The sequence below is a fragment of the Peribacillus sp. NPDC096540 genome, from assembly GCF_050278525.1.
Taxonomy (GTDB): domain Bacteria; phylum Bacillota; class Bacilli; order Bacillales; family DSM-1321; genus Peribacillus.
Map to the genome: position 1 here is coordinate 48,777 of NZ_JBNNTG010000030.1, position 21,313 is coordinate 70,089.

The window sequence follows — 21,313 nt, forward strand, 5'->3', positions numbered from 1 at the left end:
CAATATAAACTTGTAAAGGGTTTTCACTTAACAGCAGGGAGGCTTGCTAAGATGCTTGAAAAGACAACGCGGATTAACTATTTGTATGACTTTTACCAATCGTTGTTAACAGAGAAGCAGCAGAGCTATATGTCCCTCTACTATCTGGATGATTACTCTCTTGGGGAGATTGCCGATGAATACGAAGTGAGTAGACAGGCAGTCTATGATAATATAAAAAGAACAGAAGCAATGCTTGAGGAATATGAAGCAAAGCTATTGTTATTTCAAAAATTTCAAGAGCGTAACCAGTGGATTGCGAATATGAAGGAACTCATAGAAAAGGAATCCTTTTCAAAAGAGAAGCTGATTGACGCAATTACAACGCTTGAGAAGTTGGATTAGGAGGCGGCAATATGGCATTTGAAGGATTGGCCGACCGACTGCAAAGCACGATGCAAAAGATCCGTGGAAAAGGGAAGGTCAACGAAGCAGACGTTAAAGAAATGATGCGTGAAGTTCGATTGGCCCTACTTGAAGCGGACGTTAACTTTAAAGTCGTGAAGGAATTTGTAAAGCGTGTAAGTGAACGTTCGGTAGGCCAGGAAGTGCTAAAAAGCTTAACCCCCGGTCAACAGGTAATTAAAGTAGTTAAGGAAGAATTGACGGAGCTGATGGGCGGCGAACAGAGCAAGATAGCCGTTGCCTCGAAACCACCTACTGTCATTATGATGGTAGGGCTTCAAGGGGCAGGTAAAACAACTACCACCGGAAAGCTTGCCAATCTTCTTAGAAAAAAATACAACCGCAAGCCATTGCTCGTTGCGGCTGATATTTACCGTCCGGCGGCGATTAAGCAGCTTGAAACACTTGGCAAACAATTAAGCATGCCTGTTTTTTCCCTTGGGGATCAGGTCAGTCCTGTTGAAATTGCTAAACAGGCGATCGAAAAAGCGAAGGAAGAACATCATGATTATGTGTTGATTGATACCGCAGGTCGTCTTCATGTTGATGAAAACCTGATGGGCGAGCTGAAAGATATCAAAGAATTGACCAAACCGGATGAAATCTTCCTCGTTGTTGATGCGATGACCGGGCAGGATGCTGTCAATGTGGCCCAAAGCTTTAATGAGCAGCTTGGCCTGACTGGGGTCGTATTAACGAAACTTGATGGGGATACACGTGGTGGTGCGGCACTTTCGATTCGTTCAGTCACCAACACGCCGATTAAATTCGTCGGTATGGGTGAAAAATTGGATGCACTTGAAGCATTCCATCCAGAACGGATGGCTTCAAGAATCCTTGGTATGGGTGATGTATTAACCCTTATCGAAAAAGCACAAGCCAATGTAGATGAAGAAAAAGCGAAAGAATTAGAGAAAAAGATGCGTACCGCTACTTTTACCTTTGATGATTTCCTTGAGCAGCTTGGTCAGGTGCGTAATATGGGACCGCTTGATGACATTTTGAAAATGATTCCTGGTGCGAACAAGATGAAAGGGATGGATAACCTTCAAATCGATGAGAAACAGATCGGTCATGTTGAAGCTATCATCCGTTCAATGACTACGCAGGAAAAGGAACATCCAGAAACCATGAATGCATCCCGTAAAAAACGGATTGCCAAAGGAAGCGGCAGATCTATTCAAGAAGTGAACCGTTTACTAAAGCAATTTGAAGAAATGAAAAAGATGATGAAACAGGTTACAAATATGCAAAAAGGGAAGAAAAAGGGATTCAAATTCCCGTTCATGTAAGGTTTATTTTAGGTCGAAACGAGGCGTAAATGCAGGCTGAAGCCATGTATTTCAACACTTTTTTCACCTGTTAAGAAAAAAACCTTTACAAACATACAAGACATTTGATATTATACTATCTTGTGTGAAACTATTCGGAGGTGCTTATTTAAAATGGCAGTAAAAATTCGCTTAAAACGTATGGGAGCTAAAAAATCTCCTTTCTATCGTATTGTAGTTGCAGATTCTCGTTCACCACGTGACGGACGTTACATTGAAGTTGTAGGAACTTATAACCCGGTTACTCAACCAGCTAAAGTTGACATCAACGAAGAGCTTGCTCTTAAATGGTTACAAGATGGAGCTAAACCATCTGATACAGTTCGTAACTTATTCTCAACACAAGGCATCATGGAAAAATTCCATGTTGCAAAAAACAGCAAGTAATCGACGGTAGTTGATGAAAGCTTTAATTGAAACAATTGTTTCAGCGCTTGTGGATTATCCGGAAGAGGTTATCGTGACTTCGAAGGAAGAGTCCGACCGAATTGTTTATGTCCTCTCCGTTCATAAAGAAGACATGGGCAAGGTCATCGGTAAACAAGGGCGTGTTGCTAAGGCGGTTCGGACTGTGGTATATGCAGCAGGATCCTCACAGCAGAAGAAAATCTATTTGGAGATTTCCGAATAAGGAGGGCTAATACCCCTCCTTTTTTTGTACTTCAAGAAGTTAAATTCTGACTTTAACCATATTCAAATAAGACTCGGAGTTTAAACTTTACGCCTTTATAAGACGCATCTTTTACCGATTTACGTTATACTTAAGAGAATGACCCCCATTTTTCAAAAAGATTACCCTATCATACATATTTTTTGAATGAAATAAGAAATCATAGATAATAGGAGGTGCTGGAATGAAAATTCTCCAAAATGTAATCGTTAACCAAGTATTAACGGAATCCAGCAAGAATCAGCTCCTCGAGAAGTACAAATCAAAACGTCTGCAGCTTCAAAAAGAGAGTGAACAGCTTCGTTTTGAACTGAAAAAACTTGAAAAAACTCGGAACCTTCAGCCCGCTAGTCTCCGTGCTCATTTTGAAAAAGAAATAAACCAAAGGCAAGAAAAAATCAAACTGCTTGAATTTCAAATGGAACAGTTAGAAATTCTTCCTACTGGAAGCGAACTGAAGGAACGAGAAGTTCAAAGTATCATTGAGGTAGAAATTGGGGCAGATTGGGACGAACTTATGACAACGAAGACTATTGTCATTAAAGATGGAATCGTCTCGGAAATTCGTTAGAGGTGAAAGAATGGAAAATTGGTTTAATGTAGGTAAAATTGTCAACACACATGGTCTTTTAGGTGAAGTCCGTGTTATTTCATCAACAGACTTTCCGGAAAAACGGTACAAAGTAGGCAATACGCTGTATTTATTTAGAGAAACAGAGAAAAAGCCTTTGCCACTTATTATCAGGTCGCATCGCAACCATAAAAACTTTAACCTATTGACGTTTGAAAACTACTACAACGTCGGTCAGGTCGAGGCTTTCCGGAATGGAGTCTTGAAAATTAAGGAAGCGCAGCTAGGTAAATTGGATGAAGGTGAATTCTACTTCCATGAAATCATCGGCTGTTCGGTGTTTACAGATGAAGGTGTAGAGATTGGGGAAATCATTGAGGTTCTAACGCCGGGCGCCAATGATGTTTGGGTCATTAAGAAAGCTGGCAGTAAGGATATTTTGATTCCGTATATTGATCAAATTGTGAAAGAAGTAGATATATCGGCTAAAAAAGTTATCATCACACCGATGGAAGGGCTTTTAGACTGATGAAAATCGATGTACTTTCGCTATTTCCAGAAATGTTCGAAGGGGTATTTGGCTCGTCAATTTTAAAAAAGGCAGCAGAAAAACAGGCTGTCAGCTATAATGTGACCAATTTTCGCGATTATGCAGACAATAAGCATTCGACAGTAGATGATTATCCTTATGGTGGCGGTGCAGGGATGGTATTGAAAGCACAACCCATTTTTGACGCCGTAGAAGCCCTTAAAGGACGCGCTGAACAAACTCCACGAGTTGTCCTGCTATGTCCACAGGGTGAGCGTTACACGCAGAGAAAAGCTGAGGAGTTTGCGAAAGAAGATCATCTTATTTTCATTTGCGGCCATTATGAAGGGTATGATGAGCGCATACGGGAGCATATTGTCACAGATGAGATATCAATAGGTGACTTTGTGCTTACAGGTGGAGAATTGGGTGCTATGGTTATTATAGACAGCGTTGTCCGCTTACTACCGGGCGTGTTAGGAAATGTAGACTCCCCGATTCTTGATTCATATTCTTCCGGTTTGTTAGAGCATCCCCATTATACTAGACCTGCAGATTTCAGGGGAATGAAAGTTCCTGATCCGCTTATATCCGGTAATCATAAAAAAATCGATGAATGGCGGATGAAAGAGTCACTACGCAGAACGTGGAACCGACGACCGGATTTGCTCGAAAGCTATGAACTTTCGGAAATTGAAAAAAAATTATTATCAGAGATCCAAAAAGAAGACTGATGTCTATTGCATCGGCACCTAGAGTATGATAGGATATACCTTGTGACTTGGGCAAAATGCTCAGTCTTATAACGATGTTCCGCTGCAAACAATTAGTATTTGTAAGAGCGTCCAGGAGGAGTTGAAATCGATGCAAAATCTTATTAACGATATCACAAAAGAACAACTTCGCACAGATCTTCCATCATTCAGACCTGGTGACACAGTACGTGTACACGTAAAGGTTATTGAAGGAACTCGCGAACGTATCCAGTTGTTTGAAGGCGTTGTAATCAAACGTCGTGGCGGCGGAGTTAGTGAAACTTTCACAGTACGTAAGATTTCTTACGGCGTTGGAGTGGAACGTGCTTTCCCTCTTCACACACCAAAAATTGCGCAATTAGAAGTTATCCGTCACGGTAAAGTACGTCGTGCGAAACTTTATTACCTACGCGAACTTCGTGGTAAAAAAGCACGTATTAAAGAAATTCGTCGTTAATTCTTCGAATATCTCTATGCGGGTTTGCCATGATTCACATATGGTGAATAACCAAACAGTATTATGCAAAAAAGGAGCTTGTTTAACAGGCTCCTTTTTTTGCACTTGAAGAAAAAAAATCGCTCATCAGGGTGAAGACTATAAAGAATCCTGCTCGCTATAGCTTCCGCAACATGTTAAAATAATTGTTGATATGCTTTTAAAAGGGTGGATAAGGATGGCGAAAAAGAAAAATGAATTGTGGGAATGGACTAAGGCGGTCATAATCGCGGTTATAGCAGCCACGCTGATTCGTTATTTCCTCTTGGCTCCAATTGTCGTGGACGGCAATTCCATGATGCCGACATTAAAGGACACGGACCGCATGTTAGTAAATAAAATCTCCTATTCAATTAGTGAACCGAAAAGATTCGATATTATTGTTTTTGAAGCCCCTGAAGGCAAAGATTATATAAAACGGGTCATCGGGTTGCCAGGCGAAAAAATAGAATATAAAGATGATACGCTTTACGTGAATGGAAAAGCCTATGCAGAGCCATACTTGGATGAATATAAAAAGCAGTTGATAGATGGCGGAGCTTTGACGGAATCATTTACATTAAGTGATGTCATAGAACAAGAAACTGTGCCTGAAGACCATCTATTTGTCTTAGGAGATAATCGCCGTTTTAGTAAGGACAGCCGCCATATTGGGGTTGGTGTTGTTCCTTACGATAAGGTGTTAGGTAAAACTAAATTAGTTTATTGGCCGATTGAAGACTTTCGATTGGCGGAATAGTAGGAAGGTTGATTCCATTGACAATACAGTGGTTCCCTGGCCATATGGCCAAAGCAAGAAGGGAAGTAACAGAAAAATTAAAACTAATCGATATCATTTTTGAACTTGTGGATGCCCGGATTCCTGCATCTTCACGAAATCCTATGATCGATGAAATCATACAGCATAAACCAAGGGTTATCCTTTTGAATAAGGCTGATATGGCTGATCCGGTAAAAACCAATGAGTGGCTTGAGTATTATAAATCGCAAGGTAAAACGGCAATCGCTATTAACTCACAGGCAGGAAATGGCTTAAACCAGATTACAGCTGCCTCTAAGAAACTTTTAAAAGAAAAGTATGACCGGATGGAATCAAGAGGAATTAAGCCGCGTGCGATTCGTGCTATGATTGTCGGTATTCCTAACGTAGGGAAATCGACTTTAATCAATCGCCTTGCTAAAAAAAACATTGCCAAAACAGGGAATACACCTGGTGTTACGAAAGCACAGCAATGGATAAAAGTAGGAAAGGAATTAGAACTTCTGGATACACCGGGGATTCTCTGGCCTAAATTTGAGGATCAGGAAGTTGGCTTAAGACTAGCGCTAACAGGAGCAATCAAAGATACGATTTTAAACTTGCATGAAGTTTCTTTATACGGCCTTCGCTTTTTAGAAAGAGAATATCCGGATCGTTTGAAATCCCGTTATAATCTGGATGTAATTCCTCAAGAAACGCTTGAATTATTTGATGCAGTTGGAAAGTTCAGAGGTTGTCTAGCATCTGGGGGCTTTATTGATTATGATAAAACCGCAGAATTGGTCGTTCGAGAAATCCGTTCTGAAAAGATGGGTCCGCTCACGTTTGAGCTACCGATAGAAAAAGAAGAAGAAAATACCCCCGAATAACTTCTTTTGAGGTTAGAGAACACAGACATGATTTTTAAAAGGAATGTCAGTTTATAGGGTTGATACGGAGCTGGAGGTAGATGTCAAAAGGTTTTTTTACTTTTTGATGTCTCTTTTCCGCTCCGTATTTTTGTTTAAGCTGTAGAAATGAAGCATGACTGCCGATAATTAAAATGATAGGTGATAAATGATGAAAACTGCTATGAGTATAAAAGAAATCTCTTCGAAGTTAAAAACAGTAAGCATGCCAGAAGATTCGTTCTTACAAGAATGCCAGGAGGATGGACGAAAGGGAGTAACGGACTTAGTAAGTAAATGGCATAGAGCCTATGAAAAAGAGTTACAGGTAAAGAATAATTTTATGAAAATGACGGAGTTTGAACGGGAGCTGCGAAAACAGGGCTTTTCAGTTCTTTCCGGTATCGATGAAGTAGGAAGAGGGCCGTTAGCGGGACCAGTTGTGACTAGTGCAGTTATTTTACCGGAATCCTTTTATCTGCCAGGGCTAAATGATTCTAAGAAGATTCCTGAATCAAAGAGGGAACTATTTTATGAGACTATCGTAAAGGAAGCCCTATCCATCGGGGTGGGCATTGTACATAGCGAAGAAATTGATGAAATCAATATATATCAAGCTACGAAAAAGGCCATGATTGCGGCGGTGAACAATCTTTCAGAACTCCCGGATCATTTGCTGATTGATGCGATGGAACTTGAAGTGCCGATTCCTCAACTTTCACTCATAAAGGGAGATGCAAGATGTATCTCTATCTCTGCTGCCTCTATTATCGCGAAGGTGACACGTGACAGGATGATGAAGGAATATGGGGAAGCGTATCCAGAATACGGATTTGAAAAGCATATGGGGTACGGCACAAAACAACATTTAGAAGCACTCGATAATCACGGGCTTACACCTTGGCATAGGAGAAGTTTTGCACCTGTAAAGGAAATCGCCGCACGAATGAAGGACTAAGCTAAGAGAGAGGGCGAGAGAGATGCAATCGATAACAAGCGGTCAATCCGTGTCTTCACCCATTGAAATACAGGGAAGTTCGAGTTTGAAAAATGGACAAATCCTTTTCGGAAAAGTGAACAGGATTTATCCTAACCAAACAGGGGAAGTGCAGATTGGCCATCAAAAAATGATTGCTACACTCGATTCACCACTTCAGGCAGGAGAAAGGTATTGGTTTCAAGTACAGCAGCCAAATGAAGAGAACGTTGTGTTAAAAGTACTAGATTCTCCGATTATGAACTTTTCTAATTTAAAGGGAGGGGCTTCACAATTGCTCGCTCATCTTGGCATATCTCCAGAACCGGAGGCAACCAGGCTTGCCGAATATTTACTGAAAAATCAAGTCCCGATTACAAAGGATACTTTTTTGTCCGCTCTGCAATGGGTAAAATCTGCTGGTTCGGAAGAATATGGGCTGTCTATCATCAAAATAATGTTTCTTCAGCAATTACCTTTTGTTAAAGATGTTTTTGTAGCGTTGTTGGCACAAGCAAAAGGCGAACCTTTTCACAAATTGCTCAGTGGTCTGCAGCAACAATTACAGGACAGTGTTTCGGAAACATCAGTAAAACTAAAAGGGGTATTAGACTCTTTACATGTAACTAAACTGAATCAGCTTCAACAAACTGGTTTACAGAAACTTGTTACCACTTGGATCGATTCCAATGCATCAGCTGAATTGAAATCCGGGGCATTCTCCCTACTTCAAAAGACTGGTTTCATTCCAATGGGGATTACTGAGGCTAGCTTTTTGGAGAAATTAGTTGTCGAATCGGCGGAAATATCAGGATCTACTAAGAACTCAGTGACTGATAAACTACAACAGGGACTGCAATTGCTATCTGATGCAAAAAATGGAACGTTGGGGAAAGTTGAAAAGGTCGAATATAGTCTAAATCGGTTATTGAACGGTCTTGATTATGTAGAAGCAAGAACGTCTACTGAGATCAAATCAATTCAGCAAAAAGCCATTTCTTCAGAAGAACTGTCCGCTCTTGCATCCCGCTTGCTTGAGCGTACGTTTGCAGAAGCATCAGCCGGAAATAGAATAGCGGGTGCCGAAATAGAGGTAAATGATCTGATAGCCCATTTAAATAAGGATACAGTGAAAGTTACCGAGTCGAAGGGTAAAGTGACAGAACTACTGATTCAATCGCTTAAGCAACGTCCTGAGGCGCTCTCCGTTACGAATGCTGAGAAATTAGTGCTTGCACAATTGCTGGAATCTGAATATCAAACAATCGATTTCACGGATGGTGCCTCTGTTGCACAACAACTTAAAGAGTGGACGAAGATGCTTGGACTACAGTTGGAACATGCTCTTGCTAATATGCCTGGAGATGGTTTGGAAGATTTAACAAAGGATTTAGAGACCCTCAAACCGTTGCTACTTAAACTTCTGAACGAGCAAAATCCGGTATCCGTTAAGGAATTGGCAGAACAAATTTTGAATCGAATTACTGCTCAACAGGTTCTTTCACAGGAAAACGGCCCCTTGCAGAACTTACTCCTTACATTACCTCTCAATCTTGGGTCTTCTCAAACGGATTTAACGTTGCAATGGAGCGGAAGGAAAAAAGATGGTAAGATAGACCCCGATTATTGTCGAGTCCTGTTTTATTTAGAGTTAGAAAATCTTAAGGAAACGGTCATTGACATGCAGGTTCAAAACCGGGTCATAAAAGTGACGGTCATTAATGAGCATAGTAAAATAATAAAAGCAGCTGCCGGAGATTATCTTACAATGTTGAAAGCGAATCTGGAAAAAATGGATTACAGATTATCCGGAGTTTTATTTGAAAATCCAGTGAGCAAAAAAAATACTGACTCAAAATTGAAATCCGCCCTTTTTTCAGAAACAGAATCATATAGTGGGGTGGATATTCGGATATGACGAATGAAAAACGAAAAGAAGCGATCGCCTTAAAATATGACCCGGAGATATCGAAATCCCCTGTCATCTTGGCAAAGGGGAAAGGTAAAACTGCGGAAAAGATTCTAGATAAAGCAATGAAACTGAATATTCCTGTTCAAAAAGACGTGTCGTTAACCTCACTTTTGGGGCAATTGGATATTAATCAAACGATTCCGGAAGAATTGTATGAAGCGGTTGCAGAGGTATTTGCGTTTATTTATAAAGTTGACCGGGACTTGAATCGGTAAGACTTAAATTATTTGGATTGATATATGTGAATTTATGGTTGGTTTATGTAGAATTTTAGGGAATGCGCGTAAAAATTTTTATTATATTAAAAACATACTAAACTATCAGAAAAAGGATAAAGCTATGGCTTTGTCCTTTTTCTTTTCTAAAGATTTAAAATTTTTTCGAAAGATAACTATAATGTTTCAGAAAAAGATAGATGAATAAAATGATGAAAAAAGGCTTGTAAACAAAGTATTTATACTAAATGAAAAATGAAATGGCTATTTTAAAAATGGAGATTTCGGACCGGGTTAAATACTATTTTAAAAAAATAAACATATTAGTGGACACTGTTTTTCCCATTTTATACACCGGCCAGGAAGTATATCGTAATAATTTTTTTGAAACATTTCGAAAGAAAATCATGCACGAAGGAGAATTTTGTTGTAATATGATAGAGAAAACATGCATCAAATCTAAATGTTGTTTTTTGGTAGTTGTTTTTTAGTAGATAAGGAGGATGGGAAATGAATATCCATGAGTATCAGGGGAAAGAGATTTTGAGACAATACGGGGTATCTGTTCCGAATGGCCGGGTTGCCTTTACTGTTGATGAAGCAGTAGAAGCAGCGAAGGAGTTAGGTACAGATGTTGTTGTCGTCAAAGCTCAAATTCATGCGGGCGGCCGCGGGAAAGCCGGCGGAGTTAAGGTAGCGAAGAATCTTGACGAAGCGCGTACATATGCAGAAGAGATTCTTGGTAAAACGCTGGTGACCCATCAAACAGGACCTTCAGGTAAAGAAGTTAAGCGTTTACTTATAGAAGAAGGCTGCGACATTACGAAGGAATATTATATTGGACTGGTCCTAGACCGTGCAACAAATAGTGTCGTATTGATGGCTTCTGAAGAAGGCGGAACGGAAATTGAGGAAGTTGCTGAAAAAACTCCAGAGAAAATTTTCAAGGAAGTGATCGATCCGGTTGTCGGTTTAACTGGCTTCCAGGCACGAAGAATTGCTTTCAATATCAACATTCCGGCTTCACTAATAAATAAGGCGTCTAAACTGATGGTCAACTTATATACAGCTTTCGTTGAAAAGGATTGTTCAATTGCTGAAATCAACCCATTAGTTGTGACAGGCGACGGCAATGTAATGGCACTAGATGCTAAATTGAATTTCGATGATAATGCGATTTATCGCCAAAAAGACATTGCGGATTACCGTGATCTAGATGAAGAAGATGCTAAAGAAATTGAAGCATCTAAACATGGTCTTAGTTACATATCGCTTGACGGAAATATCGGCTGTATGGTTAATGGTGCGGGGCTTGCAATGGCAACGATGGACATCATTAAACACTATATGGGAGACCCTGCTAACTTCCTTGACGTTGGGGGCGGAGCTACAGAGGAAAAAGTAAAAGAGGCTTTCAAAATCATCCTATCTGATCAAAAAGTAAAAGGTATCTTTGTAAATATCTTCGGAGGAATTATGAAATGTGACATCATCGCGACAGGTGTCGTAGCTGCTGCAAAAGAGCTAGGCTTGGATGTCCCTCTTGTTGTTCGTCTTGAAGGAACGAATGTGGATCTTGGGAAAAAGATTTTGAAAGAGTCTGGTTTAAATATTACGGCTGCTGAATCAATGGCAGATGGAGCACAAAAAATAGTATCACTTGTAGGATAATAGGCAGGGGGGAACATAATGAGCGTTTATATTAATAAAGATACGAAAGTGATCGTTCAGGGAATCACTGGCTCAACAGCATTATTTCATACAAAACAGATGTTGGAATACGGCACGAAGATCGTGGGTGGAGTAACTCCGGGTAAAGGTGGAACAGAAGCGGAAGGGGTACCTGTATTTAATACAGTTTCCGAAGCTGTCACTGAAACCGGAGCAAATGCATCTGTTATCTACGTACCTGCTCCATTTGCAGCGGATGCCATTCTTGAAGCAGTTGATGCAGAGCTTGATCTTGTAATTTGTATCACGGAGCACATTCCTGTCCTTGACATGGTTAAGGTGAAGCGATATATGCAAGGCAAAAAAACTCGTTTAATTGGACCAAACTGTCCGGGTGTTATTACTCCGGAAGAGTGTAAGATTGGTATTATGCCAGGGTATATCCATAAAAAAGGTCATGTAGGCGTGGTTTCTCGTTCTGGAACTTTGACGTATGAAGCGGTTCACCAATTATCACAAGCTGGCATTGGACAATCATCCGCTGTCGGTATCGGTGGGGATCCTGTTAACGGAACTGATTTTATTGATGTACTTAAGGCATTCAATGAAGATCCAGAAACTCATGCGGTGATCATGATTGGGGAAATCGGTGGCACAGCAGAAGAAGAAGCAGCGATCTGGGTGAAAGAAAATATGACGAAGCCAGTTGTCGGGTTTATTGGTGGCCGCACGGCTCCAGCCGGTAAACGTATGGGACATGCTGGTGCTATTATTTCAGGCGGTAAGGGAACAGCTGATGAGAAAATCCGCGTTATGAATGAATGCGGTATCAAAGTAGCAGAGACTCCATCCGTTATGGGCGAAACTTTGATTTCTGTCCTTAAAGAAAAAGACATGTATGAACCTTGCAAAACACACTAATCTAAGATGGGCCGACCTGTTTTTTGGGTCGGTCTTTATTTCACTTCAATCTCCCCGAAACACATTTTAACGACCGCAATATATCTTCTTTTAAAAAATTCCGATTAGGGGTGTTTCTAATTGAACAGGAAAGAAAAATTAATCCACCTCCATCATTGCCGTGGAGCAGGATGGAAAACGATCCAAACAATTATGGCCTTTAATCCATCTCTTTCTTCCCTTTTCACAACCACTTACACCGAATGGGTGAAAATCCTTCCCATACCTTCAAATAAATTAAATCTCTTTCTGAAAGATTTACATTCTCTTAATACGATTGAAAAGGTAAGGCAATACGAATATCACCAGATTAAATGTCTGACTGTGTTTGATGAAGATTACCCATTTTTACTGAAGCAGATATTTGATCCCCCGTGGGTGCTTTATTTTAAAGGCAATAAACAGCTTCTAGAGAATCAGAGTACTTTAGGTGTCGTTGGAACACGTAAGCCAACCTCGTATGGACTAGAGGCCTTAAAAACGATTTTACCACCACTTGTGCGCAAAGATTTTGTCATCATCAGTGGAGTGGCAGCTGGAATCGATGCGGCTGCACACAAAGTCACATTGGATGAAGGGGGTAATACGATTGGAGTTTTAGGTGGAGGGCTATTGAGAATTTATCCCAAATCTAATATCTCGCTTGCAAGAGAAATAAGCAATAAAGGGTTATTACTATCTGAGACTCCACCGGAGATGAGGGCGGAACCTTGGATGTTTCCTCTTCGCAATCGTATAATTAGTGGATTATCCAAAGGAGTATTTGTGGTAGAAGCTAAAGAAAAGAGCGGTTCACTAATAACTGCACAGGCAGCTCTGGAACATGGCAGAGAGGTATTTGCACTTCCAGGTAACGTATCAAGTCCAGAATCATTAGGGGCCAATCAATTAATTCAAGATGGAGCCAAACTTGTTTTGAGTTCGTTACAGATTGAGGAAGAATTTTGAACATAATAATATAGAAGATATACGGAAAAATTGAAAAGGAAATAGCAAAAATGATACTTTTTTAGATGAATAGGTTGAAATTTTAGACAAAAAGGTTGAAAATATTGTAAAACTGTTATAAGTTTTGCAAATGACACCTCTTGTTAAAATACCTAAAATTAAATAAATCAGTATGCTTTGAAAAATAAAGAGGTGTTGACAAATGAATTTTGAATGATTAATAATAGTGAAGATTTATATTACCTCTTTGAGGAGGATTTATTGGATGTCAGAATATTTAGTGATTGTGGAATCGCCCGCAAAGGCGAAAACAATAGAACGTTACTTAGGAAAAAAATATAAAGTAAAGGCTTCCATGGGGCATGTACGCGATTTGCCTAAAAGTCAAATGGGTGTCGATGTTGAACATGAATATGAGCCTAAATATATAACTATCCGCGGCAAAGGCCCGGTTCTAAAAGAATTGAAAACAGCTGCAAAAAAAGCGAAAAAAATCTATCTCGCAGCTGACCCCGACAGAGAAGGTGAAGCAATTGCCTGGCATTTAGCACACAGTCTAGATGTCGACATTAATTCAGATTGCCGCGTCGTATTCAATGAGATTACGAAGGAAGCGATCAAAGAATCATTTAAATCACCGAGACCCATTAATATGAAGTTGGTTGATGCACAGCAAGCAAGGAGAATATTGGATCGTTTGGTCGGATATAATATCAGCCCGCTTTTGTGGAAAAAAGTGAAAAAAGGCTTAAGTGCAGGACGAGTTCAATCGGTTGCTGTTCGGATGATTATTGACCGAGAGAAAGAAATCAAAGACTTTGTACCGGAAGAGTATTGGACAATCAAGGCGGATTTTGTAAAAGGAAAAGAACAGTTTGAAGGTTCCTTTTTCAGCCTTGGTGGTGAACGGAAAGAATTAAACACGGAAGAAGATGTCAAGAAAGTACTTGCTTCTTTAAACGGCGGCGAATTTACCATTGGTACTGTGACGAAAAAGGAAAGAAAGCGTAATCCAGCTGCACCTTTTACGACATCTTCCTTACAACAAGAAGCAGCTCGTAAATTGAATTTCAGGGCCAAGAAAACAATGATGCTCGCTCAGCAGCTTTATGAAGGAATTGAGCTTGGAAAAGAAGGCACAGTCGGGCTAATTACTTATATGAGAACGGATTCAACCCGGATTTCGGATGTTGCCAAGCAGGAAGCCCATAGCTTCATTCAAAACAGTTATGGTGATGCTTATGTTCAGGTTGAACAGCGCAAAGAGAAAAAACAGACAAATGCTCAGGACGCGCATGAAGCGGTTAGACCCACAAGCACATTACGTGAACCAAGCTTAGTGAAGGAGTTTTTATCTAGAGATCAATTCCGTTTATATAAATTAATTTGGGAACGCTTTGTTTCAAGTCAAATGTCTTCGGCTGTAATGGATACAATGAGCATTGACCTTCACAATGGTGATGTCATTTTCCGGGCAAATGGTTCTAAAATTAAATTTCCAGGTTTCATGAAGGTATATGTTGAAGGTTCGGATGACTCAGTGGAAGAACAAGAAAATGCCCTTCCAGATGTAAAAAAAGGAGATCAATTCTTTTCAAAAGATGTCGAACCGAAGCAGCATTTCACACAGCCACCGCCACGCTATACAGAGGCGCGTCTTGTCAAAACACTAGAGGAACTAGGCATAGGCCGGCCGTCTACATATGCTCCTACATTGGATACGATTCAAAAACGAGGCTATGTTACCCTTGATAATAAGCGATTTATCCCGACTGAGCTAGGTGAAATTGTCCTTGAATTGATACGTGAATTCTTCCCGGATATTCTTGATGCAGAATTCACAGCTAAGATGGAACAGGAATTTGATAGTGTCGAAGAAGGAAGCATTGAATGGATTAAGGTCATTGACGAATTTTACAAAGATTTCGCTATTCATTTGGCTAAAGCGGAAGTCGAAATGGAGAAAATTGAAATTAAAGATGAGCCTGCAGGGGAAGATTGCGTAGAATGCGGTCATGAGATGGTCTTTAAAATGGGTCGATATGGAAAGTTTATGGCTTGCAGTAATTTCCCGGATTGCCGTAACACAAAACCAATCGTTAAAGAAATTGGAGTGAAATGTCCGAAATGTAAAGAAGGCAACATCATTGAGCGGAAAAGTAAAAAGCGCCGACTGTTTTACGGTTGTGATACCTATCCAGGATGTGACTTCATTTCATGGGATAAACCTCTACCTCGTAGTTGTCCAAAATGTGAAGGTACGCTTGTTGAGAAAAAACTCAAAAAAGGCGTGCAGGTACAGTGTATGGATTGTGATTTCAAAGAAACACCTCAAGCTTAGAAAAGGTGGTCTATATGCTCCCATATTTCTATGTTCAATAGAGAAACTCTAAATAATATGTGGACTCGGCATCTGCCGAGTTTCTTTATGTTTATGGATGTGTGCTATCATCATAATAAGAGGATTTTATTTCCAAGAAGAAATTGGATAAAGCCTGAAACTTTTTTATTTGGGTCATGTAATGTAAAATTCAGTGGACAAGTGTATTATTTTAAAGATATAATTCCTCTTTGTGTCCGTTATCCATCTTAGAAAACCTGGGTTGTAGGAAGAATGCCGGATTGATGGCATAGGGTTTACAATTATCGTCAGCAGGAACGAGTATTTTATGGGTAAAATACATATATATCGTTAAAAATGATGTCCTTTATAAAAGCGATTTTAATGATAAATCATCCTGTCTTATCATATCTATACATGGAGGTTCGAAAAATGAAAGAAGCAAAAGTAAGTGTAATCGGTGCTGGGCTTGCAGGAAGTGAAGCAGCGTGGCAATTGGCTAAAAGAGGAATTAAAGTCGATTTATACGAAATGCGGCCGGTAAAACAAACACCAGCACATCATACCGACAAATTCGCTGAGCTTGTTTGTTCTAATTCACTTCGGGCAAATACCTTAACAAATGCAGTAGGTGTTTTAAAAGAAGAAATGCGGATTTTGGATTCTGTTATTATGTCTGCAGCAGACGCCTGTGCTGTTCCTGCCGGAGGTGCATTAGCTGTCGATCGTCATGAATTTGCCAGTCTTGTTACGGAAAAGGTGAAAAATCATCCAAATGTTACTGTCATTAATGAAGAAGTGCTAGATATCCCTGAAGGTCCTACTGTCATTGCCACTGGTCCGCTTACAAGTCAGTCTCTATCTGACAGCTTAAAGCAGATTATGGATGAAGAATACTTATATTTCTATGATGCAGCTGCTCCAATTCTTGAAAAAGAAAGCATCAATATGGATAAGGTTTATTTGAAATCCCGTTATGATAAAGGGGAAGCAGCCTATTTGAATTGTCCGATGACGGAAGAAGAGTTTGACCGTTTCTATGAAGCATTAATTTCTGCTGAAACTGTTCCTCTTAAAGAATTTGAAAAAGAAATCTTTTTCGAAGGTTGTATGCCAATTGAAGTGATGGCGTCACGCGGGAAGAAAACGATGTTATTCGGACCATTGAAGCCTGTTGGTTTAGAAGATCCGAAAACAGGAAAACGACCATTCGCTGTAGTCCAACTACGCCAGGATGATGCAGCTGGTACTCTTTACAACATTGTTGGTTTTCAGACACATTTAAAATGGGGACCGCAAAAAGAAGTACTTCAGCTTATACCAGGATTGGAAAATGCTGAAATTGTTCGTTACGGAGTAATGCATCGAAACACTTTCATAAACTCTCCAAACGTCCTAAAACCTACGTACCAGTTCAAAAATCGCGATGACTTATTCTTTGCCGGTCAGATGACTGGTGTCGAGGGATATGTAGAGTCAGCTGCATCAGGATTAGTTGCGGGTATCAATGCTGCGAGAATTATCCAAGGGTTGGAGCCTGCCATTTTCCCTGCCGAAACGACAATGGGTAGTATGGCTCGGTACATAACATCGACAAATGGAAAGAGCTTTCAGCCGATGAATGCCAACTTTGGCCTGCTTCCAGACCTTGAAGTAAGAATCAAAGCGAAAAAAGATCGGAATGAAATGCATGCCAAACGCGCTTTAGACACAATTCAGAACTTTGTGAAAACTTTGTAAAATATTTGCCTGGAGTTTTAAAGTATGATACTATTTATTAGCCTTTGCGAGGTGTTTCCATGATTAATCAAAATAAGGCATTATCATCCTTCATCGAATATTTACAAATAGAAAAAAACAGTTCACATTACACCATTGAAAATTACAAACGGGATATTCACGAATATTTTTTGTTCCTGAATGAACAAGGGGTTATCGATGTCACGTCTGTCGAATATTTTGATATCCGGTTGTTTTTAACGAATTTATATGAGAAAAAACTTTCTAAGCGAACTGTGGCAAGAAAAACATCTTGCCTGCGGAGCTTTTATAAATTTTTATTACGTGAAGGTGATGTGAAGGATAATCCTTTTTCTCTTGTTTCTTTACCTAAAAAGGATCAAAAGCTACCACGCTTTCTTTATGAGAAAGAAATGAATCAGTTATTTTCTTCTTTAAAGAAAAATTCACCGATAGGAAAAAGGAACGCTGCACTTTTGGAATTACTGTATGCTACGGGCATTCGCGTAAGTGAGTGCTGCGAAGTTAAACTGCAGGATATCGACCTGTCCCTAGGTACAGTACTCGTCCATGGAAAAGGGAAGAAAGATCGCTACGTTCCAGTTGGAAGTTATGCTCAGGAAGCGATAGATTTATACATACGCACAGCTAGGATGGAATTGACTTCGTCTGACGCTAAGGCGCATGCTTATTTATTTGTTAATTTTCGTGGAGACCCTCTGACAGCTAGGGGAGTTCGCTATATATTAAATGAATTGATTAAAAAGTCAGCCGCAGATGGAAGTCTTCACCCCCATATGCTAAGGCATTCCTTTGCTACACACCTACTAAATAATGGGGCGGACATACGTACGGTTCAGGAATTGCTTGGTCATTCAAAAATTTCATCAACGCAAGTGTATACGCATGTTACAAAAGACCAATTAAAAAAAGTCTACAATGCATCACATCCGCGAGCTTAAATGTTGAAAGGGGACACTTTATGACAACGATATTTGCAGTGCATCATAAAGGTGAATGTGCCATGTCCGGTGATGGGCAGGTTACTTTAGGAAATTCAGTAGTGATGAAGCATACAGCAAGGAAAGTAAGAAAGATCTTTAATGGTAATGTCCTTGCAGGTTTTGCAGGGTCGGTTGCAGATGCATTCACTTTATTTGAGATGTTCGAAGCTAAGCTTGAAGAGTATAATGGCAACCTTCAACGTGCTGCTGTCGAAATGGCGAAGCAATGGCGAAGTGATAATGTACTAAGAAAGCTGGAAGCGATGTTAATCGTCATGGATAAAAATGATTTGCTTCTTGTTTCTGGTACCGGAGAAGTAATTGAACCGGATGACGGGATTCTTGCAATAGGATCAGGAGGAAATTATGCACTGGCAGCCGGCAGGGCATTAAAGCGTTTTTCTAGTGAGTATTTATCAGCCAAGGAAATCGCCCAATCATCTTTACAAATTGCAGCGGAAATTTGTGTGTTTACGAATACGAATATAATCGTGGAAGAGTTGTAAGGAGGAGCGCATAATGTCAAAAAAAGCTAATTTAACACCGAGGCAAATCGTTGAAAAACTGGATCAGTATATCGTGGGACAACGGGAGGCAAAACGGGCAGTGGCAGTGGCTCTCCGGAATCGATACCGCCGTTCCCTTCTATCGGATCAACTTCGTGATGAAGTCGTTCCGAAAAACATATTAATGATTGGACCGACGGGCGTTGGGAAAACAGAAATTGCTCGGAGAATGGCTAAATTGGTTGGTGCTCCTTTTGTGAAAGTTGAAGCAACGAAATTTACCGAAGTTGGATATGTCGGCCGGGATGTAGAATCCATGGTGCGTGATTTGGTAGAGACATCTGTCCGCCTCGTGAAGGAAGAAAAGATGGCCAGCGTAAAAGAACGGGCAGAAGAAAATGCGAATCGCCGTTTAATAGAATTATTAGTGCCATCTACAAAAAAACAGAGCAATTTTAAGAATCCTCTAGAAGTCTTTTTTGGAGGTAGTAACAATCAAGATGAGCAGGATCCGGATGAAAATTCCGAAGATTTAAATCTGCAGCAAAAAAGAAACATTGTAGCTGATAAACTGGCTAATGGTGAGTTAGAGAATGAAATGATCACGGTTGAAGTGGAAGAACAGGCCGCTTCAATGTTTGATATGCTCCAAGGTTCGGGAATGGAACAAATGGGTATGAATATGCAGGATGCGTTAGGAAGCTTGATGCCTAAGAAAAGTAAGAAGCGTAAATTAAAGGTCAGTGAAGCGAGAATAGTTTTAACGAATGAAGAAGCGGCAAAATTGATTGATATGGATGAAGTTACTTCGGATGCTGTGTACGGTGCTGAGCAGAACGGGATTATCTTCATCGATGAAATCGATAAAATTGCCAGTAAGCAATCAGGGGGTTCATCGGCGGACGTTTCGAGAGAAGGTGTCCAAAGGGATATTCTTCCAATTGTCGAGGGTTCGACAGTTGTGACTAAATATGGTTCGGTTAAAACGGATCATGTGCTGTTCATTGCGGCTGGGGCCTTCCATATGGCTAAACCATCTGATCTTATTCCTGAATTACAGGGGAGGTTTCCGATCCGTGTAGAATTGAACAAATTAACTGTAGATGACTTTGTTCGAATCCTACATGAACCAGACAATGCTTTGTTAAAACAATATGTAGCTTTGTTAGAAACTGAAGGTATAGAAATTGAATTTTCTGACGATGCTGTTCGTAAGATAGCTGAAGTAGCCTTTGAGGTAAACCAAAACACAGACAATATTGGTGCAAGACGCCTTCATACTATTTTAGAGCGGCTTCTTGAAGACCTGTCGTTTGAAGCTCCGGAAATCACGATGGAGAAGATTACTATCACGCCTCAGTATGTCGAAGAAAAACTAGGATCGATCGCTCGAAATAAAGATTTAAGCCAGTTTATCCTTTAAGAATGAAACAAATGGCAATATGTTTGCCCATGCAATGAACATAAAATTACGGAAATACAATTTCATAGTCTATTGTGAACCATGGTATTTTTTAGGAGGAACAAATCAAATGAACTTATTAGCAAAAACAAGGAAAATTAATGCAATGCTCCAAAAAGCAGCAGGAAAAGCAGTTAACTTCAAAGAAATGGCAGAAAGCTTAAGTGAAGTTATCGAAGCAAATGTATTCGTCGTCAGCCGACGTGGAAAATTACTCGGCATAGCAGTAAGTCAGCAAATCGAGAATGAACGTATGTACAAAATGTTAGAAGATAAGCAATTCCCTGAAGTGTATACTAAAAACTTATTTAATATTCCAGAAACATCTTCTAACCTGGATATCGAAAGTGAATACACTGCTTTCCCAGTTGAAAACAAAGAACTTTTTGCAACTGGATTAACAACAATCGTACCGATTATGGGTGGAGGAGAACGTTTAGGAACATTGGTTCTTGCTCGTTTACAAGAGAAATTCCACGATGACGACTTAATCTTAGCTGAATATGGTGCAACTGTAGTCGGTATGGAAATTCTTCGTGAGAAATCCGAAGAAATCGAGGAAGAAGCACGTAGTAAAGCGGTAGTTCAAATGGCCATTTCCTCATTATCATATAGCGAATTAGAAGCTATTGAGCATATTTTTGAAGAGCTTAAAGGTAATGAAGGTCTACTTGTAGCATCGAAAATTGCAGATCGTGTTGGTATCACTCGTTCGGTAATCGTTAATGCATTGAGAAAATTAGAAAGTGCAGGGGTTATCGAATCACGTTCACTTGGTATGAAAGGTACGTATATCAAAGTATTGAATGATAAATTCCTGCTAGAACTAGAAAAACTGAAAAATAACTAACAGAGAAAAAGGCAGTCCTTGAAAAGGGCTGCCTCAGTTTGTAGATAAAAGGGGTTCGGAATTAAAACATTCCGAACCCCTTTTGAAATTTCCTTTGAATTTTGCTCAGTATTAAGGAATTGGGTCTCTGCGAGCCCACTATGTTAGGCCATTTTTGGACCTTGCCATGTCCAATTGGCCATCTTCTTTAAATTCATGGCAGCGAAAGTGAGCATCGCCTGCATC

Annotated in this window: 22 protein-coding genes; all 22 read left to right on the forward strand. The window is 40.0% G+C overall.

Annotated features, from left to right (window positions below; genetic code table 11):
- The first annotated feature begins 51 nt into the window (after positions 1 to 51).
- Entirely contained in the window at positions 52 to 384 is a 333-nt protein-coding gene (locus tag ACQKMR_RS21715) for a putative DNA-binding protein (protein ID WP_427699182.1), read from the forward strand.
- A gap of 11 nt (positions 385 to 395) precedes the next feature.
- The gene (gene ffh, locus ACQKMR_RS21720; protein WP_230158133.1) at positions 396 to 1,736 is read left to right on the forward strand and encodes a signal recognition particle protein; all 1,341 of its coding nucleotides are present in this window, start codon (positions 396 to 398) and stop codon (positions 1,734 to 1,736) included.
- 153 nt (positions 1,737 to 1,889) lie between these two features.
- A complete protein-coding gene (gene rpsP / locus ACQKMR_RS21725) occupies positions 1,890 to 2,162 on the forward strand; it encodes a 30S ribosomal protein S16 (RefSeq protein ID WP_053345299.1) in 273 nt (90 codons plus the stop codon).
- Between the two features lie 13 nt (positions 2,163 to 2,175).
- The gene (locus ACQKMR_RS21730) at positions 2,176 to 2,406 is read left to right on the forward strand and encodes a KH domain-containing protein (protein ID WP_053345300.1); all 231 of its coding nucleotides are present in this window, start codon (positions 2,176 to 2,178) and stop codon (positions 2,404 to 2,406) included.
- 223 nt (positions 2,407 to 2,629) lie between these two features.
- Complete coding sequence (locus ACQKMR_RS21735) at positions 2,630 to 3,016, forward strand: YlqD family protein (RefSeq protein ID WP_053345301.1); 387 nt, start codon at positions 2,630 to 2,632, stop codon at positions 3,014 to 3,016.
- A gap of 10 nt (positions 3,017 to 3,026) precedes the next feature.
- Positions 3,027 to 3,545 carry a ribosome maturation factor RimM gene (gene rimM, locus ACQKMR_RS21740; RefSeq protein ID WP_328113997.1) on the forward strand — a complete coding sequence of 173 codons (519 nt, stop codon included), beginning with the start codon at positions 3,027 to 3,029 and terminating at the stop codon, positions 3,543 to 3,545.
- Positions 3,545 to 4,279, forward strand: a complete 735-nt coding sequence (trmD, locus tag ACQKMR_RS21745) for a tRNA (guanosine(37)-N1)-methyltransferase TrmD (protein ID WP_427699183.1) — start codon at positions 3,545 to 3,547, stop codon at positions 4,277 to 4,279. Before rimM ends, trmD begins: the two co-directional genes overlap by 1 nt.
- Positions 4,280 to 4,409: 130 nt before the next feature.
- Positions 4,410 to 4,757 (forward strand): 50S ribosomal protein L19, encoded by a 348-nt coding sequence (rplS, locus tag ACQKMR_RS21750; RefSeq protein ID WP_053345304.1) that lies wholly within the window; start codon positions 4,410 to 4,412, stop codon positions 4,755 to 4,757.
- Between the two features lie 217 nt (positions 4,758 to 4,974).
- Entirely contained in the window at positions 4,975 to 5,535 is a 561-nt protein-coding gene (lepB, locus tag ACQKMR_RS21755) for a signal peptidase I (protein WP_427699184.1), read from the forward strand.
- A gap of 17 nt (positions 5,536 to 5,552) precedes the next feature.
- Positions 5,553 to 6,425: a ribosome biogenesis GTPase YlqF gene (gene ylqF, locus ACQKMR_RS21760; RefSeq protein ID WP_053345306.1), complete on the forward strand. Its 873-nt coding sequence runs from the start codon at positions 5,553 to 5,555 to the stop codon at positions 6,423 to 6,425.
- Between the two features lie 202 nt (positions 6,426 to 6,627).
- Complete coding sequence (locus tag ACQKMR_RS21765; RefSeq protein WP_427699196.1) at positions 6,628 to 7,401, forward strand: ribonuclease HII; 774 nt, start codon at positions 6,628 to 6,630, stop codon at positions 7,399 to 7,401.
- A gap of 22 nt (positions 7,402 to 7,423) precedes the next feature.
- Positions 7,424 to 9,337, forward strand: a complete 1,914-nt coding sequence (locus ACQKMR_RS21770; RefSeq protein ID WP_427699185.1) for a hypothetical protein — start codon at positions 7,424 to 7,426, stop codon at positions 9,335 to 9,337.
- Positions 9,334 to 9,606 carry an EscU/YscU/HrcU family type III secretion system export apparatus switch protein gene (locus tag ACQKMR_RS21775; protein WP_427699186.1) on the forward strand — a complete coding sequence of 91 codons (273 nt, stop codon included), beginning with the start codon at positions 9,334 to 9,336 and terminating at the stop codon, positions 9,604 to 9,606. The genes ACQKMR_RS21770 and ACQKMR_RS21775 overlap by 4 nt, the downstream gene beginning before the upstream one ends.
- A gap of 510 nt (positions 9,607 to 10,116) precedes the next feature.
- Complete coding sequence (gene sucC / locus ACQKMR_RS21780; protein WP_427699187.1) at positions 10,117 to 11,277, forward strand: ADP-forming succinate--CoA ligase subunit beta; 1,161 nt, start codon at positions 10,117 to 10,119, stop codon at positions 11,275 to 11,277.
- 18 nt (positions 11,278 to 11,295) lie between these two features.
- Positions 11,296 to 12,198 (forward strand): succinate--CoA ligase subunit alpha, encoded by a 903-nt coding sequence (gene sucD / locus ACQKMR_RS21785; RefSeq protein ID WP_427699188.1) that lies wholly within the window; start codon positions 11,296 to 11,298, stop codon positions 12,196 to 12,198.
- A 120-nt stretch (positions 12,199 to 12,318) separates the two neighbouring features.
- A complete protein-coding gene (gene dprA, locus ACQKMR_RS21790; RefSeq protein WP_427699189.1) occupies positions 12,319 to 13,185 on the forward strand; it encodes a DNA-processing protein DprA in 867 nt (288 codons plus the stop codon).
- 265 nt (positions 13,186 to 13,450) lie between these two features.
- Positions 13,451 to 15,526, forward strand: coding sequence for a type I DNA topoisomerase (topA, locus tag ACQKMR_RS21795; protein ID WP_427699190.1), 2,076 nt, complete (start codon positions 13,451 to 13,453; stop codon positions 15,524 to 15,526).
- 417 nt (positions 15,527 to 15,943) lie between these two features.
- Positions 15,944 to 17,266, forward strand: a complete 1,323-nt coding sequence (trmFO, locus tag ACQKMR_RS21800; RefSeq protein ID WP_427699197.1) for an FADH(2)-oxidizing methylenetetrahydrofolate--tRNA-(uracil(54)-C(5))-methyltransferase TrmFO — start codon at positions 15,944 to 15,946, stop codon at positions 17,264 to 17,266.
- A 59-nt stretch (positions 17,267 to 17,325) separates the two neighbouring features.
- Positions 17,326 to 18,228, forward strand: a complete 903-nt coding sequence (xerC, locus tag ACQKMR_RS21805; protein WP_427699191.1) for a tyrosine recombinase XerC — start codon at positions 17,326 to 17,328, stop codon at positions 18,226 to 18,228.
- 20 nt (positions 18,229 to 18,248) lie between these two features.
- Positions 18,249 to 18,776, forward strand: a complete 528-nt coding sequence (gene hslV / locus ACQKMR_RS21810) for an HslVU peptidase proteolytic subunit (protein ID WP_056526739.1) — start codon at positions 18,249 to 18,251, stop codon at positions 18,774 to 18,776.
- Between the two features lie 13 nt (positions 18,777 to 18,789).
- A complete protein-coding gene (hslU, locus tag ACQKMR_RS21815) occupies positions 18,790 to 20,199 on the forward strand; it encodes an HslU--HslV peptidase ATPase subunit (RefSeq protein ID WP_427699192.1) in 1,410 nt (469 codons plus the stop codon).
- A 109-nt stretch (positions 20,200 to 20,308) separates the two neighbouring features.
- Positions 20,309 to 21,088: a GTP-sensing pleiotropic transcriptional regulator CodY gene (codY, locus tag ACQKMR_RS21820; protein WP_053345318.1), complete on the forward strand. Its 780-nt coding sequence runs from the start codon at positions 20,309 to 20,311 to the stop codon at positions 21,086 to 21,088.
- Positions 21,089 to 21,313: the final 225 nt, after the last annotated feature.

Bases quoted from the DNA above. Each gene is read 5' to 3' on its own strand.
- ACQKMR_RS21715 (WP_427699182.1), top strand. From the start codon at position 52: ATGCTTGAAAAGACAACGCGGATTAACTATTTGTATGACTTTTACCAA.
- ffh (WP_230158133.1), top strand. From the start codon at position 396: ATGGCATTTGAAGGATTGGCCGACCGACTGCAAAGCACGATGCAAAAG.
- rpsP (WP_053345299.1), top strand. From the start codon at position 1,890: ATGGCAGTAAAAATTCGCTTAAAACGTATGGGAGCTAAAAAATCTCCT.
- ACQKMR_RS21730 (WP_053345300.1), top strand. From the start codon at position 2,176: ATGAAAGCTTTAATTGAAACAATTGTTTCAGCGCTTGTGGATTATCCG.
- ACQKMR_RS21735 (WP_053345301.1), top strand. From the start codon at position 2,630: ATGAAAATTCTCCAAAATGTAATCGTTAACCAAGTATTAACGGAATCC.
- rimM (WP_328113997.1), top strand. From the start codon at position 3,027: ATGGAAAATTGGTTTAATGTAGGTAAAATTGTCAACACACATGGTCTT.
- trmD (WP_427699183.1), top strand. From the start codon at position 3,545: ATGAAAATCGATGTACTTTCGCTATTTCCAGAAATGTTCGAAGGGGTA.
- rplS (WP_053345304.1), top strand. From the start codon at position 4,410: ATGCAAAATCTTATTAACGATATCACAAAAGAACAACTTCGCACAGAT.
- lepB (WP_427699184.1), top strand. From the start codon at position 4,975: ATGGCGAAAAAGAAAAATGAATTGTGGGAATGGACTAAGGCGGTCATA.
- ACQKMR_RS21765 (WP_427699196.1), top strand. From the start codon at position 6,628: ATGAGTATAAAAGAAATCTCTTCGAAGTTAAAAACAGTAAGCATGCCA.
- ACQKMR_RS21770 (WP_427699185.1), top strand. From the start codon at position 7,424: ATGCAATCGATAACAAGCGGTCAATCCGTGTCTTCACCCATTGAAATA.
- ACQKMR_RS21775 (WP_427699186.1), top strand. From the start codon at position 9,334: ATGACGAATGAAAAACGAAAAGAAGCGATCGCCTTAAAATATGACCCG.
- sucC (WP_427699187.1), top strand. From the start codon at position 10,117: ATGAATATCCATGAGTATCAGGGGAAAGAGATTTTGAGACAATACGGG.
- sucD (WP_427699188.1), top strand. From the start codon at position 11,296: ATGAGCGTTTATATTAATAAAGATACGAAAGTGATCGTTCAGGGAATC.
- topA (WP_427699190.1), top strand. From the start codon at position 13,451: ATGTCAGAATATTTAGTGATTGTGGAATCGCCCGCAAAGGCGAAAACA.
- trmFO (WP_427699197.1), top strand. From the start codon at position 15,944: ATGGAGGTTCGAAAAATGAAAGAAGCAAAAGTAAGTGTAATCGGTGCT.
- xerC (WP_427699191.1), top strand. From the start codon at position 17,326: ATGATTAATCAAAATAAGGCATTATCATCCTTCATCGAATATTTACAA.
- hslV (WP_056526739.1), top strand. From the start codon at position 18,249: ATGACAACGATATTTGCAGTGCATCATAAAGGTGAATGTGCCATGTCC.
- hslU (WP_427699192.1), top strand. From the start codon at position 18,790: ATGTCAAAAAAAGCTAATTTAACACCGAGGCAAATCGTTGAAAAACTG.
- codY (WP_053345318.1), top strand. From the start codon at position 20,309: ATGAACTTATTAGCAAAAACAAGGAAAATTAATGCAATGCTCCAAAAA.